A 16,005-nucleotide genomic window follows, 5' to 3' on the forward strand; every position below is an offset into this window, starting at 1 on the left:
CATTGACGACGAAACGCACATCGAGTTTTTCCGCGGTCATGGAGTCGGACACTTTGAAAACGCCCGCGTTATTGATAAGGACATCAAGGCGGTCGTATCGTTCCAAAACAGATTTCGCAAGCGATTCCACTTCGGTCATGCTGGAGAGATCGGCGACGAAGCCGTTGACTTTGGCGTCAGGGTACGTTGAGCCAAGCGATTCGATGACCTGGTCAAGTTTTTCCCGATTACGACCGTGCAACAAGACTAGATGTCCAAGTGATATCAACATCTTTGCGGTCGCCAGCCCAATGCCGTCGGTTGCGCCAGTGAGCAGAATTGTTTTCATCGATCTCTCCAATTTGAATCGTTGTCTCAACTGTTCCGAGAACGGCAGAACTTCCTGAACAGTTGCGATAACTGTTTTACGATTTGCAGGCTGGCAGCCTGCGTTACGGGTTGTCAACAACCACTTTGCCCATCGCTTTTCCGCTCTCCAAACGAGCATATGCTTGTCCGACTTGTTCGAGCGAGAATTTTTCATCATCCAGGACAGGCTTGAGTCCGCCCGACTCGCAAATCTGAGCTAGGTCGCGGAGGATCTCTGCGTGCGTTTCTCGCCGGAAGTTGTGCAGCATCGGAATCAGCATGAAGACGACGTGTAACGACAAACCCTTGAAATGAGCTGGAGTCAGATCCAATTCGCACATCGAAACGGTCGTGGCGACTTGCCCGTTCAGTGCAGCGGCTTCGAACGATTTGGTCAGATTTCCGCCGCCAACCGAGTCGAACACGATATCGAACCCGGCACCGCCGGTGTGCTTGGCCACGTACTGCTGCACGGTTTCCGTTTTGTAGTTGATACCGGTGGCACCTAGCTGCTGGATCAGTGCAAGTTGTTTCTCGCCGCCACCGGTCGAGTAGACTTCGGCGCCCCAGTGTTTGGCTAGCTGCAACGCGACATGGCCCACTCCGCCCGAGCCGCCATGCACGAGAACTTTTTGGCCTTGTTTGATCCCCGCGCGAATCAAGCCTTCGTAGGCCGTGATCGCGACTAACGGCAAGGCAGCGGCTTCACGCATCGACAAATTTTTTGGCTTGTGAGCGATCAACTTGCTATCGGCGACCATGTACTCGGTTAGCGTGCCTGGCAAGTCGGCCAGCCCGCCGGCACATCCGTAGACATCATCGCCAACGGAGTAGTCTGTCACGCCATCGCCAACGGCCTCGATGGTCCCGGCAAAATCCATTCCCAAGATCGCAGGCACATCGGGCGACAACGGCAAATCCTTGCCCATCTTGCGGATCATCGTGTCGACCGTGTTCACGCTCGATGCGGCGATCTTGACCAACACGTGGCCGGCCTTCACTTCGGGTTTCGCGACATCCGCAGCTTCAAAAGTCGCATTTTCGCCATAGGCGTTGATAAGCATCGCTTTCATCTTTTCTCTCCTGGTTAGGTAGTGGACGAGTGTTTTTGGTAGTGGACGAGGCTACGAGTCCCAGGAACAACCCAGTTTCGCGACCCAAAATGTTCTTGTTGTGTTGTCTATTCCGATTGGAACTCACCTACTCCGCGCCGGGGACTCGTTGCCTCGTCCACTACGCGAATAACTTCTACGTTCTCATCAGGCCATCTTTCCGTAGGAAGGACATGACCTTGTCGAAGCGATCCCAATAATCCGCAACAAACGGACGCAGTTCGGGGTATCCAGGCACTAGACATCCGGTGAATCTGTACGAAGCAAACGCATCGGGCTCGACAAGTCCTGCGCGCTCAGGATTTCTGGCGATGTACTGGCAAACATTTCGGAATTCGGTATCTCGACGCTCTTCGTCGGTAAAGACGTGATCGAAAGCCTGGTCCTGAATGTCAAAACCGATCCTTTCCAGTGATTCGTTGCATCTCGGACGGAAGTGTTTCATTGCATTGAGCTGATCGCTCCCATCGCAAAGCCCCATCCATACCATGTGAATATGATCGGGCATTAGGCAAAACAACGGACTCGCTAGCCCATATCGGAACAGAGTATGCGTCAGCAATTCGCGAAAGCGATACAGGAACATTGCAGATAGCCATCCCCGCTTTCGGTCGACCATGGTGAGAGTCCAGTGAACAATCGCATCGCCTTGATAATGCTTTCGCTCGAGTCGCCTAAGATGATCTCGTTTGTTCATAAGTCCTCCCTCATGCAACGTAGTGGACGAGGTCACGTGTCCTTTCCATTCTCAAGCAAAACAGGGACTCGTTGCCTCGTCCACTACGGATCTCTGCCAAAAAAGGGACTCGTTGCCTCGTCCACTACGAAGATCGATATTTCCCATTGCACTTGTTTCGTACATAATACGAGTACGAACTAAGCGAACAAGTACGCACATTTAGGGGATGTAGGCACAAAATGGATACCACCAGTAAAACTCGGCACACCAGTTACGCGCTGCCCGCTTGTCCGGTGGAAGCGACACTCGAGTTGATTGGCGGCAAGTGGAAAGGCATCGTGCTTTACTATTTGCTCGATGGCCGGCTTCGCTTCAGTGAGCTCAAGCGGAAGGTCGGTTGCGTCACCCAGCGGATGTTGACCAAGCAGCTTCGCGAACTTGAAGCCAGCGGTTTGGTCAACCGAATCGTCTATACCGAAGTGCCGCCGCGAGTCGAATACGAACTGACCGCAGAAGGCAAGTCGCTCAAGCCGGTCTTGAAGTCACTCAAGAAATGGGGCGAAGAGCACGCGATGGATTTAATCGCTGAACGTCAAAAGTCAGCAGCAAGTGAACAAGCAAGCGAATGACTGGAGAAGGCTCATGACAACGCTGCGACTCTTTCAGCCCGAGGACTGGCGGTCCGTTTGGCAAATTCTTGAGCCCATCTTTCGGGCAGGCGAAACCTATCCGTATTCGCCGAACATCACAGAGGCGGAAGCTCGCGTGGTGTGGATTGACGTGCCCGCCGCAACGTTCGTTGCGGTGGGCGACCGCGGCGAGGTGCTGGGCACTTACTACCTCAAACCCAACCAAGTCGAACTTGGAGCCCACGTCGCTAACTGCGGGTACGTCGTCGGCGAAGCGGCTCGCGGCAGGGGCGTTGCGTCGACGATGTGCGAACACTCTCAAACCGAAGCGGTCGCTCGCGGATTCAAAGCGATGCAGTACAACCTTGTTATCTCGACGAACAAGAGTGCCGTGAAGCTATGGCAACGTCATGGGTTTGAGATTGTCGGCACGCTGCCCAAGGCATTTCGACACACCAAGCTAGGCTACGTCGATGCCCACGTGATGTACAAGTGGCTTGACGCGTCATCGTAAGTTGGACTCACTCAAGTTTGTTATGTCGTAGTGGACGAGGCGACGAGTCCCGCTCATTCTCTGCCAAAACAAGGACTCGTTACCTCGTCCGCTACGTTACGCGGTCAATCAAAAGTTTTCCTTGCCAACCGATTCTTCTGCATCGTTCACATCACTTCACGCAATCGTTGGAATGAGACCTCCGTCGACTCGTATTGGTGCTCCGTTGATCGCCGATGCGAGTGGGCTGGCAACAAACGCAACCATGTTGGCAATCTCTTCTGGTTCGATCAATCTCTGAATCAACGAGGTCGGCCGATTGTCTGCCATGAATCGTTTTTCGGCCGATTCGTATGGCTCATCCGGAAACAGATTGCTGACGAATTCCTTTACGCCCGGGGTCAACGTCGAACCCGGCATCACGGTGTTCACGGTAACGGAGCTTCCTTTGGTCAATTGAGCCAGACTACGCGAGACGGCCAGTTGTGCTGTCTTCGTCATCGCGTAGTGAGGCATTTCAGGAGCAGGCACGACGCCGGATTCGCTGCTGATGAAAATGATGCGTCCCGAGTTTTGCTCCAGCATTTTCTTGAGGTAATACCGTGCAAGACGCACACCGCTCATCACGTTGACATCGAAGATGTGCTGCCAAGCTTCGTCAGTCAAGTCAAAGAAATCGACTGCCTCGAAGATGCCTAGATTGTTGACGAGGATATCAATCTGCGGATGTTCGGCGATGGTTCGTGCGACGCCTTCAGCCGTCCCGTTGTCGGATACCAACCCGATCAAGTCGGCCTTCGGTTGACGCTCACGAATTTTTTCAATGGCCTTGTCGACGCTCTCTTCGCGGCGTCCGTTCACAATTGTCCTTGCCCCTTCGGCAGCCAAGCGAGTCGCGATAGCCAAGCCGATTCCGCCAGTCGATGCAGTGACCAAGGCGGTTTTGTTGTTCATTTCCAAGTTCATCGTATTCTTAATCCTATGGGGGTTGTAAAAGAGTTCTCTACTTTTCTCGTCCAAGTCCAATCAGCCAGTCGCGACGGGATTGATTTGCACCGGAGTGATTCCATTGAATGTCGCATGACATGTAGTCCCTCAACGTCATGAGTTTAGGGAGGTACCCAGGACACTTCTTGAACGATTTTGCGCGCCATCAAAAGAATTGACCGCAAGGAATGACGCGAGCTCCGAACCTGCGGATTGTGTCCTGGGTTGCCGACGTTGGCACTAAACGGGTGGCTTTCTTAGCGGAGCGACCGGGAGGTCAGGGGGTGCCGGTTGAATTCACTGCCTTGGAATATGTTCCCGGTGCCACCCCAATGAAACGTTTGAAATGTCGTGTGAAGTGGGATTGGTCCGTGAAACCGGCGGCGTAGGCGACATTAGCCAGCGTCTCGCCGGCCTTCAACATCTGCTGCGCACGACGCACTCGGATTTGAGAGAGATAGTGCTGGATGAGCATGCCGACCTCTTTGGAGAAGACGCGGCTTAGATACGGGGCCGAGGTCCCGGCCAATTGCGCGAGTTCGTGAAGCGAGACATTCTCGCGGAATCTCGCTTCCAAACTTTCCTGGACCCGGCGAATGTTCACGCGTCCCTGCTGTTTCGGAATGTCCGACAACGATGCGTGCCGCACTAAAAGCTCGCTGATGGCATCATAGAAGGCGGATTCCTGATCCAACTGCGAATCTCCGTCATCCATCGCCCGGTGAGCCCGCAAAACGAGTTCGACAAGTTGAGTGTCGTCGATGACCGGAGGCAGCAACAAAGGTTCGATATCGCCGTTGCGGTCAAACGTCCTGACGATATTGGCGACGACGTTCGGGTCAGCATAGAGATAACGCCACGCCCCTGTAGCCGTGCATGAATGCACTTCATTGGGGTGGATGACAAGCAGTTTCCCCGGTCCGGTGAAGTATCGCTGGCCACGATAGAAAAACGTCCCCGTCCCGCCTTCGGAAACGCCCAGTTTGTATTCAGGGTGGGAGTGATTCGGCCAAGTGTGTTCGCCCGACTCCCACTGATGCACCGTAATCCCGTCATCCGCAGAACCAAGAACCTTGAAATGCTTCACTGTGAACCCGGAAGCCATACCGTCCTCGCTGAAGTTTCAAATAATGTGAGGGGTACTTGAAAGTCTACGCCGAGAGGATGCTGCGAACAAGCGAGCCTTCACCGAAGTATAGCAGCAGGCAGTGGACTTGATCGCAGCGCGTTGATGTGGAAGTGAATCATTCGGTTCGCTAGCGACGCTTAAAAGTCTTTTGCCAAACTTTATTTTCGGTTTTCTTGTAGAAGCGGTGTCGCGGTGGGGTTTTAGACGGTGAACCCTTCTCTCCTGAAACAACGAGCTCGTCCATGAAACGTTCCATGCTTCAATCCCTCTGCCGCTTCGCGACTTTGATTGCCTTCGTGTTGATTTCCGGCGCGTTACAGGCACAAGCTCCGCAGGACCAGACGCAAGACGCTCCAGGATTTCGCCAAGGTTCACGTGGCGCGGGACAGGGTCGCTCAGATCAGGGGCGTCTGGGTCAAGGACGTGGACAAGGGGCTGGACAAGCATCCCAGGGCGGCCGACCTCGTGATCGCGTTCGTCCGCGTGACACCGAATTCAACGAAAAATTTCCCATTGGTTCCGAACTGCCTGAGGACCTGCAGGTCTACAACGTCGATCGAGAGTTGGTGCCCGTGAATCGCATCTTCAAGTCGAAGTACACGGTGATCGTCGGTGGCTGTTTGACATGTCCCGAATTCCGCAATTCCTACCCCGAGATCGAGGCGGTCGCTCGCGACTTCAAAAACCGAGATATTGACTTCTACTTCCTGTACCAATCGCTGACCCATCCAGAGAACTGGGGTTTCGTTCAACCGTCTTCGATCGAGGACCGATTTGCTCAAGTCGATCATGCCAAGGAGCTCTTGCAAACCAAAATTCCGTGGCTAACCGATCCGATTGACAACCAGTTGAAAACCTATTTCGTGTTGACCCCGAATTCTCAGTTCGTGTTCGACCAATCAGGCAAAGTAGTGCATCGCAATTCGTGGGGACGCGGTTCAAGCCTTCGTGAGTCGCTGGAAACTTTGGTCGGCAAGCCGGAAACACTGACCACCGTCGAAGCCTTGAACCTTCCGCGTTTCGAACGTCACCTCACCCCCAAAAGTAAAATGCTGTTGGAGCGAGTGAGTGTGGAAGGAAAAGCAATTCCGCTGCGTGTCGAATCGGGCGGCAAAAGCAATCCCGTCGCCGCGTTGCGGTCAAACGATTTCAATCCGTCCAACCGTTATGTCAAACTTCGGCCCGAAGCGGACCAACGACTGATCGAGACCGGAACGGGAACATTGTACCTTGGCTTTCGCCAAGACCCCGTGTTGGGAGCCAGTTGGAATAACCTGGCCAGTCCACCGGAGTACAAAATCGTTGCCGAAGATGCAACGGTCTCACCCGCCACGGGGCAAGCCAAACGATTGGAAGTCGAATCGGACGATGAGCCCCGCGAGTTCTTGGTCAACGTGAAAGACTGGAACGCGGACGAACCGATTACGGTAAAGATTCAGTACTTTGCATGTAACAAAGAAAAGGGCTGGTGTAAGTCGGTCGGGCAGGAATTCACCGTCTGGCTGGACGAAGATGAATCGGCTGGCATGGTCAACGGGCGTAGTCATTTCCCGGGCGGTCGTGGCGGTGCACGTCAGCGAGGTCAGGGCGGAATGGGAGCGGGAGCGAGGCCAAGCGGACGCGGCGGCCAGAGACCATCGGGGCGGCAATAGCCCGCCGGAACATTCCGCCCGCAATGCCGCTAGCCAGAGCTCCGATCATGGCGTCCACCGTCTGGCGACGGTGGCTACAATTCAAACCCGTCAGACCGACTCGGCAGCGGAAGCCGATCGACGAAGGACGAGATTCGTTCGTAAGAAGTGGCATGGGAGTTGCAAATAGAAGTTACGATACACAAGCCGTGAAAGGCCCGCCGAGGAGACGTTGTCTTCTTGGTGGGCTACCGATCCTGATGATTCGCGACGGAGAGATGTTCGATGGATTCCGCGTTGATTGCCTTGACGGACCGAGGAGTTCGCTTCACGTTCCTTGGTGAAGCTTTTCGAAGTCGGCAAAAGATTCCCAACGAGGACATCGTCGATATCAACTTCAACCAAGTGGAGGTCTCCGACGCCGACGTCGAAGCGCTGTTGCCGCTTTCGAATCTGGAAGGAATCAGTTTCTGGAAGACCGGTATTTCGGATCACGCGATCGAGATGATCGCACAGCTCCCTAAACTCACTCGACTGAACCTGTGCGGGACGCAAGTCACCGACGCCTCGGTTCCCACGCTAGTTGGCATGACGCTGAACTACATCGACGTCGCCGACACGCAGATCACCTCGAAAGGAGTCGAAACGCTTCGCGCGGGATTGCCCCATGCTGAGATCCTCGCATAAAAACCCCTAGTCGGTCACGACTGCTCACTGCCGATATAATCCGAGATATCAGGATGCGACGCCGCCGATCAAGTAGCGTCACCTAGTCGCAGCAACGTTCTCGTTCATCTGCTGAGCGCCTCTCCGATTGGCGTGCCGACTCGCTGAACCTTTGGTGAAGACCAATCAGCGGTCTATCGTTTCGCATATCACCTTGCATGATCGCTGCGATGTGTTCGTCACGAATCGGACTTTCGGTATTTCCCAGATTGGTATCTATTGTGCCAACTCTGGCAGCGGGAAGACGGGACGAATCTCTACGGTCCCCTTTTTGGCGGGGGGAATCCTGGCGGCGATGGCGATGGCTTCGTCGAGATTCTCAACGTCGATCAAGTAGTAGCCTCCTAGTTGCTCGGTGGTTTCTGCAAAGGGACCATCGGTGATTTGCCTTCGCCCCTCGCGGACTCGGACGCTTGTCGCTGTCTCGACAGAGTGTAGCGGCGACGAAGCGATCCACTTGCCTTCGGCTTCCAATTCTTTGCAGATTGCCATCGACTCGATCATGCACTCCTTGCGTTCGTCTTCCGTCCAGCAGTCTTCCCGTGCGTAGATTAGCAGCATGTATTTCATTTCAGGCCTCGGTCTCGGTTCGTTGGTTTGGTTTGCCAATGGCAAGACGGAAGATGTCAGGTTGCCGCAGTCCAAGAGCGATCCAAGCAAGGACACCCAAGACGATCGGAACGAAGAACGCTTCCCCCACGCGGACATGCGTTGCCGTCGCCCCACCCAGGTAGGCCGAGAGCAGGATCGTGGCAATGAATGCGGTGCGAGGAACCAAGAATAGAACCGCGATACCAACCTCGACGATACCAATCTTGAACATAACGTCCTTGTCCCATCCCAACTTGGCAAACATTTCTGCCTTGCCTTCCCACGATGTAAACTTGCCACTTGCACTTGCGAGTATCAAAAACAGTGAGATGAGGACACTTAATCCCCAACCGATTGTACGCAGTTTTTTAGTACTGTTCATTTTTATCCTTGATAAGATTGTTTCAGTTTCGCGATATCCAGCTTCACCATTTGCATCATCGCTTGCATCACGCGTCGTGACTTTTCAGCGTCATCGCCGTTGACCAAGTCATAAAATTCTTCGGGTACAATTTGCCATCGCATGCCGAACTTGTCCTTGAGCCAGCCACACATGATCGGCTCACCCCCATCGGCCGTAAGTGCATCCCAGTAGCGGTCGACTTCCGCTTGGTCTTTGCAAGTGACCGAAAGCGAAACACGATCATTGAACGGCTCGCTCGGACCGCCGCCAAGTGCCTGATAGGATTGGCCCTTCAGTTCAAACTCAACGAGGATGACGTCGCCTGCCTTACCGCCCGGCCAATCGTCATGGGCAATCATTTTATGCAGGATTCTCGAATCGTCAAACACCGACGTATAAAACTCCGCCGCCTGATCGACGTTGTCGTTAAACCATAGGCAAGGCGTGATCGCTTGTCGCATCTTCGTTATTCCCTTTTGTTCTCGTTCGTTGTTTCTTGTCTTTCCATTCAGACGCAAGACTGTTCGCCGGGCACCATCACCATCCAGCCCACGCCAAACTTGTCTGTGACCATTCCATACAGCGGCGACCAGAACGTTTTGCAGAGCGGCATGTCGATTTTACCCCCCTCGGCAAGCGAATTAAACACGCCAGTACAGCTCTCTTTCGACGGAAGCGAAAGAGCCAGCCGGAACCCATCAAACGTTGATTTGTCACTGCACCCGTCGGAACACATCACAGTCAACCTGCCGATCTGGACGGTTGCGTGCATGACTTTGTTTTCGAATCCTTTTTGCAGCATGCCCTCGGGCGTTGCATCCGGACTCTCGTTATAACGCATCAGCATCACGACAGTTGCTCCAAGAGCATGTTTGTAAAACTCAAGAGCTTCGTCACAGCGGCCTGCGAAAAACAAATACGGAGCGAGCGTGCTGTCCTGCATCGCGACGGAGGTCCGCAGTTCGTCTTCGTGCGCTGCGACCTTACCATCAGGATCGCTGGCCGCAAAATCTTCCATTTCATAGAACTTGCGAATCTCGATGTCCGACTCTTCCTTCATCGGATTGGGACATCGCTTCACCCACTCGACCGCTTCGTCCATCGATGCGACCTCCCACAACCAGTAACCAGCGATCAACTCGGACGTTTCCGCGAACGGGCCGTCGGTAACGATCCGCTCGTTGCCACGGAATCGCACTCGCAATCCCGTCGAGCTCGGTTTTAGCCCGTCGCCGGATTTCATGATGCCGGCTTTGACGAGTTCCTCGTTGTATTTCCCCATTGCCTCGAGCAGCTCGGCGCTGGGTAACTCGCCCGCCTCCGAACTCGGTGACGCTTTTACGATGACCATGACTCTCATTGTTTTCAGCTCCTCATCTTGACTAAGGTTATTTGGTTAACTGATTTCGTGCTTCGACCATCGCGTTGATTGTTTCGTCGGCAGGGCGAATCTCAAACGGTCCCACTTTGACTCCTGGATGCTTGGACATCAGCTCCACGGCGTGCGGCATGTCGTCGGCTTCGAGAATCAAGATGCCGCCGAGTTGCTCTTTGGTTTCCGCGAACGGCCCATCCGTCGCTTCGGCTTTCCCGTTTCGATGCCGCAACGTGACCGCTTGATCGGCGGTCTGCAACGCTTCTCCGCCAACGAAGTGCCCCCCTTGGCGCAAAACGTCGTCATAGGCAAAGCATTCCTCTATCAACGCATCCATTTCGGCCTCCGTCATCGCTGCGAACTTAGAATGGTCGGAATAACCAAGGCAAATGAATTTCATGTTGATCTCGGGAAATCGCGTGTTTTTTCGGCTTCGTACCATGGAGTCGAATGGCGGACGGCAGAATCGACAGCCGATTGATGATTTTTCAAAGATTTTTGCGTGGGCATGAATCCGAATTCAAAACGCCCGCAATTTCCGAAGTTTCTCTTGCAGGAAACGTTTCTCCGACGCCTGCTCGGTAAGCGCCATCGCTGTTTCAAAAGCTTCGATCGCATCCGCAGTGCGACCGACTCGCCGAAGAAGCTCACCGCGAGCGGAATGGGCGAGCGAGTAGCCTAGCAGGTCACCGCGATCCAGAATCGTTTGAATGATCGTCAGCCCGGATTCGGCCCCATCTCGCATCGCCACGGCCACGGCTCGGTTGAGCTGGATGACCGACGTTGGTTCAATCCGAAACAGCACGTCATACAGTGATACGATCTGATCCCAATCCGTATCGTTTGCAGTCGCGGCGTCAGCATGAACGGCCGAGATTGCTGCTTGGATCGTATAGAAACCAAACCGACGTGAAGCGAGCGACCGCTCGATCAACCGCTGGCCCTCGGAAATCAAGTCTCGGTCCCAGCGGGTCCGGTCCTGGTCCTCGAGCAGGACGATGTCGCCATCGCGAGTCTGACGTGTTTCGCGACGCGATTCATGAAGCAGCATCAGTGCCAACAGTCCCATCACTTCGGCGTCTTCCATCAACGGAAGCACGAGCCGGCACAGCCGAATCGCCTCACTCGACAAGTCGGCTCGCGTGATCGAATCACCACTCGACGCCGAGTAGCCTTCGTTGAAGATCAGATAGATCACCGACAGCACCGAATCAAGACGCTCGGGAAGCTCAGAGAGATCAGGAATGACAAACGGAATCGCTGCATCACGAATCTTCGCTTTGCCACGAACGATTCGCTGAGCCATTGTGGATGGCGTGGTCAGGAACGCTCGAGCGATCTCGTCAGTCGTTAAACCACACACTTCGCGAAGCGTCAGAGGAACTTGCACCTTCAAGTCGATCGCGGGGTGACAGCAGGTGAAGATCAGTCGCAATCGGTCATCTTTGATATCGGTTGCTGCATGCGAATCATTTGCACCAGCGACCTGTTGCATTCGTTCGGCGATCTCGGTGCTGATCTGTTGAAGCTTTTCGCGCCGGCGTATCGAGTCAATCGCCTTGAATCGCCCGGTCGTGATGAGCCAAGCGACCGGATTCTCGGGTATCCCCTCAACCGGCCATTGCGCTGCCGCCAATGCGAATGCCTCCTGCATCGCGTCTTCAGCCAAATCGAGATCATGTAGTGCACGAGCCAGCGAAGCGAAGATCTGTCGCGATGCTTCGTGGAAAATCTGTTCGATTTGTTGGCGAACCGGTTCAATCATGTGAATGATTTTCGCTGCAGCTCAACCATTTGGGAAGAAGGGCATTTGGGAAGAAGGGCATTTGGGAAGAATCAGGTTCGTCCTACCGATGTTCTCTACTACATCACCGAGACTGCTGAATTAACTCGCCATCATCTCCTTTTGATATTGCATTGACAAAACGGTGTTCGGATGGCCAACCACACGCCCCCGAGGGCGCTAACAGAAGAAGAAATAGGTCGATGCAATTCAGCCGAAGCCAAATTGCCCCCCGGTCCCCCTTTTTTTTGCGACCTCCCTCTTTTTTTGCGAAACGACGCTCGGTCCGATGGCTCCGCCGTTGACCATCTTGTCTTTGCCATTCATCGTCGTTTCCGATTGAGTATGTTCCCGCAGGTGCGAACGGCGAGTGGGTGGACGGCCGACGTGGCGTCGGTCGCTTCTACTGTTTGGTCATTCTACCGATACGTGCTCAGAATTCCTGATCCCGTGAACTCGGAACCGACCTAAAACACTGCATATTTCGACTTGTCCGCTGAGGAACCTTCATGAATGGTCACACTTTGTCTACTGCGATCGCGACGACAGTTCTGCTCGCCATCAACGCGGTAACCCACCCAATAGCTGACGCGCAAGAACGGAACGATACCCCCGTTCAGCCTTCGTTCACACAGGGCGAGGCTCGGTCGGACATTGTCAAGCTGTTCCAATGGAAGGGAAACAATCCACGTACGGCAAATGTTGGAACGATCAAATCGGAAGATGGGACGGAGTGGACGGTGCCGGCCAAAACACATTTCCAATCGGCGACCAAAGCGGCCGACCTGTACAACGAAGCAAACGGGGTTGAGCCAGCCGGAATTTCCGAGGTTAATTTGGAAGCGGTTCCGGTGATCGACGCAGGCGGCGACGAGACATTCACGGCTTACGTTTTTGGCGACAACTATTTCGAGTTCTACGTGAACGGAAAACTGTTGGCGGTCGATGCCGTTCCGATGACTCCGTTTAACAGTAGCGTTATTCGCTTCAAAGCCGAGCAACCGTTCACCATTGCGATCATGGGCGTCGATTGGGAGGAACGACTAGGACTGGGCTTTGAAAAGTTCAAAGGTGCACCGTTTCACCAGGGAGACGCCGGCTTGGTTGCAGTTGTCAAAGACGCCGCCGGCGAAACCGTTTCGATCACCGACGCGAACTGGAAAGCACAAACGTTTTACACTGCACCCCTCAAGACCAAGGAATGCCTTGAACTCAATGGAGCCATTCGGGACAGCTCAAAGTGCAGCACCGAGGACACCGCAGACGGTACCGCTTACTTCGCAGCCCACTGGCCGATGCCGGAAGGCTGGGCCTCTGCCGATTTCGACGATAGCGAATGGCCAAACGCCGTCACCTATACCAATGACTTTGTTGGAGTCGAAAACAAACCGGCGTACACGAATTTCACCGCTCTGTTTGACGACCCCCAATCCGATGCAAAATTCATTTGGTCATCGAGTTTGGTGCATGACAATTTGGTGTTGATGCGAACAACCGTTGGCAAGTAACCGAAAGAACCAAAACGCGAATCAAGCAAGATACGTCGGAGCAGGCAGGCAGGGGGATTTCGGTGCATTAGCCGTTCGGACCAACGCGAGGAAGCATTTCGGAGTCGTGTTTTGCCAGCTCATCACAACCCGACGCGAAAGCTTTGAAGTTGCGTTTTTATCACAACCCGAAGCGTAAGCGAGGGAATCTCGTTATTTTCTCGGTCCCTCGTTAACGCGTCGGGTTAGGATTTGCCGGGAAAAACGACAATGTCGCAACTTCCTCGCTTACGCATTCGGGTTGTGAAAATTGCTTCGCGGCGTTTGCCGATGTGGCCAATGGGATTTCACCCAATGAGTCCTGCCGACCAGCTTATGCTACGCTAAGGACCGACGGAGCCATAACGGTCGTAGCAACGTTCGCCAGAGCGTGGATCCACCGTCTGGTGACGTCCGCTACGTAGCATCAACCGCCATTTAAACATCCGATGGGCCTTTGCTGGACATGCAAAACCCAACGAGGAAATCGGACGCTCATTTCGATAACACTGAGCGTCGATTCGGCGGTGACTCTCAATCGCGAATGAAACGAAGAAGATGACCATTACCAAGCAAAAACTGCTTAAATTTAGCCTCATCCTTGTAGGGATTGGTTTGGTTTTCTACTTCGGCGGTCGCACGCTGGAATCGTATCGTCAATTGCGATTTATCCAAGATCAGGGTTTTGACACCGGCGACGCGGACGTCGACGCCATTCACCCTTGGATGACGATCCATTTTATTGCCGCAGCGTACGCGGTCCCCCAAGAATACATCTATGCCGAGTTGGGGGTCAACGCAACCGAACGCCGCCGCAATATTGACGTCAAGCATTTGAACGAGGAACTCGGCTTGGGACGTTCAGAAACCGGCGATTACCCGGCCGTCATCGACCGTCTGCGACAGATCATTCTGGCCTATCACAAAAATCCTGTCGCGACCGGTTTAGACGACGTGCGCCCCTGGATGACACTCGAGTACATCGCGAATAGCTCAGGGATCCCGATTACCGCGATCGTTGACGAACTCGGACTGGACGCGTTAGCGTCCCAGGAATCACCCTCGAGTGAATCAGGCAGTGACAATGAGGTCTACATTCACAAGCCCTTGGATGTGCTGGCCCACGAACTGCGATATCCTCGTGGCCCTCGCGGCCTGATGGAGGATATCCAGGCCGTCATCGCTCGGCATGTACAGGAGGTGCAATGAGTTTGTCGCTTGCACCGCTGATTGAACAGATCCTCACCTGGATCGCCGCGTACGGCCTACTCGCGCTGGGTCTATCGATTTTTGCGGCCGCTGTCGGAGTTCCGCTGCCCAGCACACTGTTTGTGATCGCGGCCGGGGCATTCGTGCGACAAGGTGTTTTGGATGAGGTGTTGACCCCGATCTGTATTCTTGCCTGTGTCGTGCTGGGTGACGTGGTTTCGTTTGGCATGGGCCGCTATGCCCGCATCAGCATCGAACATCGCTTCGGGGGGCGACGCTCGTGGCGGCGTGCGCGATCCGCGCTGCTGAATCGGGGTGGAGTCGCAATCTATCTCACTCGCTGGATGCTCACCGCGTTCGCAGTTCCCACCAACTTGGCTGCCGGAGGCGGTGGCTATCCCTTTGTCCGTTTTCTTGCCTTCGATGTCGCAGGCGAAGTGACCTGGATTCTCGTTTTCGGCGGACTCGGCTATGCCTTTGGCAGTGAATGGGAGGTGATCGGCAGCTTGGCCAGCGACTTTAGCGGCCTGCTGGTGGGCATCGTGTTCGTATTAGCCGGCGTGTATTTCTTGTTAAAGCGAAAACGTCCAACGCAAGTGCGATTCAGAAAATGGAAACGCAAAGATCAAAGCGAAGAACTCGACAATCAAGAGTTGCAAGGCTGAGAGGTTCGCGACAACTAGGTATGTCCAGCAATTGATTCCGAATGACCACACTAAACGACTTTTCGGGACCTGTCTACGTTGGAGAGTCGTGCTGGCATGAATAAAACTCCCGCAGTGCGGCATGGACAACGCCACCCGCAGCTAACAGCCTTCGATCGTGCTGACACCCTATAATTCAACGCGGTGAAGCATTTTCTCGTAGCTACCTTCGCCAGAAGGTGGTGATTCGTTTTTGGGCGGCAAACATCCACGCTCTGGCGAGCGTAGCTACGAAACGCAAATGTGAAGCATTTTCTCGTAGCTACCAGAGATTGCTTTACAGCGTTTAGCGCCATTGGTGCATGCGAAATCCGATAGGCTGGTCAACGACAACATCGCTTTTCTGTAGGAACTCGCTGATGACCAACATCAACGTCGTGACAGGCGACCTACTCGATCAAGACGTCGAGGCCATCGTCAACGCCTGGAATCGAAACATCATTCCATGGTGGCTGCTAATTCCTCAAGGCGTCTCCGGAGCGATCAAGCGTCGTGCTGGATACGCTCCGTTTCGTGAACTCGCCAAGCACGGCCCGATTCCGCTTGGCGGGGCAGTGCTGACCAGTGCGGGCAAGCTGCCATTCAAAGCCATCATCCACGTGGCCGGCATCAGTATGACATGGCGGTCCAACGAACGGTCGATTCGTGATTCTTGTCGAAATGCGTTGGCACTGGCCGAG

General features: G+C 54.2%; 19 protein-coding genes. 8 read left to right on the forward strand and 11 right to left on the reverse strand.

Annotated elements, in window-relative coordinates; all coding sequences use genetic code 11:
* The 3 genes from ABX962_RS12445 to ABX962_RS12455 all read right to left on the reverse strand — a co-directional run.
* The coding region (locus ABX962_RS12445) for an SDR family NAD(P)-dependent oxidoreductase (protein ID WP_372719824.1) at positions 1-445 on the reverse strand (445 nt) is incomplete at its 3' end.
* Positions 432-1,421: a zinc-dependent alcohol dehydrogenase family protein gene (locus ABX962_RS12450; protein ID WP_372719826.1), complete on the reverse strand. Its 990-nt coding sequence runs from the start codon at positions 1,419-1,421 to the stop codon at positions 432-434. The genes ABX962_RS12450 and ABX962_RS12445, both read right to left, overlap by 14 nt.
* Before the next feature lie 175 nt (positions 1,422-1,596).
* Positions 1,597-2,157 (reverse strand): hypothetical protein, encoded by a 561-nt coding sequence (locus ABX962_RS12455; RefSeq protein ID WP_372719828.1) that lies wholly within the window; start codon positions 2,155-2,157, stop codon positions 1,597-1,599.
* A gap of 221 nt (positions 2,158-2,378) precedes the next feature.
* Between ABX962_RS12455 and ABX962_RS12460 the strand changes: the two genes are divergently transcribed.
* Together ABX962_RS12460 and ABX962_RS12465 are read left to right on the forward strand one after the other, a co-directional pair.
* Complete coding sequence (locus ABX962_RS12460) at positions 2,379-2,768, forward strand: winged helix-turn-helix transcriptional regulator (RefSeq protein ID WP_372719830.1); 390 nt, start codon at positions 2,379-2,381, stop codon at positions 2,766-2,768.
* A gap of 13 nt (positions 2,769-2,781) precedes the next feature.
* Entirely contained in the window at positions 2,782-3,282 is a 501-nt protein-coding gene (locus ABX962_RS12465) for an N-acetyltransferase family protein (RefSeq protein ID WP_372719832.1), read from the forward strand.
* A 156-nt stretch (positions 3,283-3,438) separates the two neighbouring features.
* Here the strand turns inward: ABX962_RS12465 and ABX962_RS12470 are convergent, their stop codons facing one another.
* Both ABX962_RS12470 and ABX962_RS12475 read right to left on the reverse strand, forming a co-directional pair.
* Entirely contained in the window at positions 3,439-4,227 is a 789-nt protein-coding gene (locus tag ABX962_RS12470; RefSeq protein WP_372719834.1) for an SDR family NAD(P)-dependent oxidoreductase, read from the reverse strand.
* A gap of 298 nt (positions 4,228-4,525) precedes the next feature.
* Entirely contained in the window at positions 4,526-5,335 is an 810-nt protein-coding gene (locus ABX962_RS12475; RefSeq protein WP_372719858.1) for a helix-turn-helix domain-containing protein, read from the reverse strand.
* 284 nt (positions 5,336-5,619) lie between these two features.
* Between ABX962_RS12475 and ABX962_RS12480 the strand changes: the two genes are divergently transcribed.
* Complete coding sequence (locus tag ABX962_RS12480; RefSeq protein WP_372719836.1) at positions 5,620-7,029, forward strand: hypothetical protein; 1,410 nt, start codon at positions 5,620-5,622, stop codon at positions 7,027-7,029.
* A gap of 264 nt (positions 7,030-7,293) precedes the next feature.
* Positions 7,294-7,695, forward strand: coding sequence for a hypothetical protein (locus ABX962_RS12485; protein ID WP_372719838.1), 402 nt, complete (start codon positions 7,294-7,296; stop codon positions 7,693-7,695).
* Between the two features lie 255 nt (positions 7,696-7,950).
* Here ABX962_RS12485 and ABX962_RS12490 read toward each other — a convergent pair whose 3' ends face one another.
* The 6 genes from ABX962_RS12490 to ABX962_RS12515 all read right to left on the reverse strand — a co-directional run bounded on the left by ABX962_RS12490 (position 7,951) and on the right by ABX962_RS12515 (position 11,874).
* Entirely contained in the window at positions 7,951-8,304 is a 354-nt protein-coding gene (locus ABX962_RS12490) for a YciI family protein (protein ID WP_372719840.1), read from the reverse strand.
* Position 8,305: 1 nt separating this feature from the next.
* Complete coding sequence (locus tag ABX962_RS12495; protein ID WP_372719842.1) at positions 8,306-8,707, reverse strand: DoxX family protein; 402 nt, start codon at positions 8,705-8,707, stop codon at positions 8,306-8,308.
* Between the two features lie 2 nt (positions 8,708-8,709).
* Entirely contained in the window at positions 8,710-9,189 is a 480-nt protein-coding gene (locus tag ABX962_RS12500; protein ID WP_372719844.1) for a VOC family protein, read from the reverse strand.
* Between the two features lie 47 nt (positions 9,190-9,236).
* On the reverse strand, positions 9,237-10,088 hold the full coding sequence (locus tag ABX962_RS12505) for a YciI family protein (protein ID WP_372719846.1): 852 nt from the start codon (positions 10,086-10,088) through the stop codon (positions 9,237-9,239).
* A gap of 28 nt (positions 10,089-10,116) precedes the next feature.
* A complete protein-coding gene (locus ABX962_RS12510; protein ID WP_372719848.1) occupies positions 10,117-10,503 on the reverse strand; it encodes a YciI family protein in 387 nt (128 codons plus the stop codon).
* 120 nt (positions 10,504-10,623) lie between these two features.
* Positions 10,624-11,874: an RNA polymerase sigma factor gene (locus tag ABX962_RS12515; RefSeq protein WP_372719860.1), complete on the reverse strand. Its 1,251-nt coding sequence runs from the start codon at positions 11,872-11,874 to the stop codon at positions 10,624-10,626.
* A 521-nt stretch (positions 11,875-12,395) separates the two neighbouring features.
* On the opposite strand from ABX962_RS12515, the gene ABX962_RS12520 reads away from it, so the two are divergent.
* The 4 genes from ABX962_RS12520 to ABX962_RS12535 form a co-directional block, all read left to right on the forward strand.
* Entirely contained in the window at positions 12,396-13,394 is a 999-nt protein-coding gene (locus ABX962_RS12520) for a hypothetical protein (RefSeq protein WP_372719850.1), read from the forward strand.
* 576 nt (positions 13,395-13,970) lie between these two features.
* The gene (locus ABX962_RS12525) at positions 13,971-14,621 is read left to right on the forward strand and encodes a hypothetical protein (RefSeq protein WP_372719852.1); all 651 of its coding nucleotides are present in this window, start codon (positions 13,971-13,973) and stop codon (positions 14,619-14,621) included.
* A complete protein-coding gene (locus tag ABX962_RS12530) occupies positions 14,618-15,286 on the forward strand; it encodes a DedA family protein (RefSeq protein ID WP_372719854.1) in 669 nt (222 codons plus the stop codon). The genes ABX962_RS12525 and ABX962_RS12530 overlap by 4 nt, the downstream gene beginning before the upstream one ends.
* A gap of 398 nt (positions 15,287-15,684) precedes the next feature.
* Positions 15,685-16,005: macro domain-containing protein (locus tag ABX962_RS12535; protein ID WP_372719856.1), on the forward strand; the 321-nt coding region annotated here is incomplete at its 3' end.

Origin of the sequence: Novipirellula sp., assembly GCF_041583735.1 — a bacterium.
Taxonomy (GTDB): domain Bacteria; phylum Planctomycetota; class Planctomycetia; order Pirellulales; family Pirellulaceae; genus Novipirellula.

Excerpts from the sequence above, each read along its gene's own strand:
- ABX962_RS12490 (WP_372719840.1), bottom strand. The coding sequence starts at position 8,304 with ATGAAATACATGCTGCTAATCTACGCACGGGAAGACTGCTGGACGGAA.
- ABX962_RS12530 (WP_372719854.1), top strand. The coding sequence starts at position 14,618 with ATGAGTTTGTCGCTTGCACCGCTGATTGAACAGATCCTCACCTGGATC.
- ABX962_RS12450 (WP_372719826.1), bottom strand. The coding sequence starts at position 1,421 with ATGAAAGCGATGCTTATCAACGCCTATGGCGAAAATGCGACTTTTGAA.
- ABX962_RS12455 (WP_372719828.1), bottom strand. The coding sequence starts at position 2,157 with ATGAACAAACGAGATCATCTTAGGCGACTCGAGCGAAAGCATTATCAA.
- ABX962_RS12480 (WP_372719836.1), top strand. The coding sequence starts at position 5,620 with ATGAAACGTTCCATGCTTCAATCCCTCTGCCGCTTCGCGACTTTGATT.
- ABX962_RS12470 (WP_372719834.1), bottom strand. The coding sequence starts at position 4,227 with ATGAACTTGGAAATGAACAACAAAACCGCCTTGGTCACTGCATCGACT.
- ABX962_RS12525 (WP_372719852.1), top strand. The coding sequence starts at position 13,971 with ATGACCATTACCAAGCAAAAACTGCTTAAATTTAGCCTCATCCTTGTA.
- ABX962_RS12510 (WP_372719848.1), bottom strand. The coding sequence starts at position 10,503 with ATGAAATTCATTTGCCTTGGTTATTCCGACCATTCTAAGTTCGCAGCG.
- ABX962_RS12495 (WP_372719842.1), bottom strand. The coding sequence starts at position 8,707 with ATGAACAGTACTAAAAAACTGCGTACAATCGGTTGGGGATTAAGTGTC.
- ABX962_RS12465 (WP_372719832.1), top strand. The coding sequence starts at position 2,782 with ATGACAACGCTGCGACTCTTTCAGCCCGAGGACTGGCGGTCCGTTTGG.
- ABX962_RS12500 (WP_372719844.1), bottom strand. The coding sequence starts at position 9,189 with ATGCGACAAGCGATCACGCCTTGCCTATGGTTTAACGACAACGTCGAT.
- ABX962_RS12520 (WP_372719850.1), top strand. The coding sequence starts at position 12,396 with ATGAATGGTCACACTTTGTCTACTGCGATCGCGACGACAGTTCTGCTC.
- ABX962_RS12460 (WP_372719830.1), top strand. The coding sequence starts at position 2,379 with ATGGATACCACCAGTAAAACTCGGCACACCAGTTACGCGCTGCCCGCT.
- ABX962_RS12485 (WP_372719838.1), top strand. The coding sequence starts at position 7,294 with ATGGATTCCGCGTTGATTGCCTTGACGGACCGAGGAGTTCGCTTCACG.
- ABX962_RS12505 (WP_372719846.1), bottom strand. The coding sequence starts at position 10,088 with ATGAGAGTCATGGTCATCGTAAAAGCGTCACCGAGTTCGGAGGCGGGC.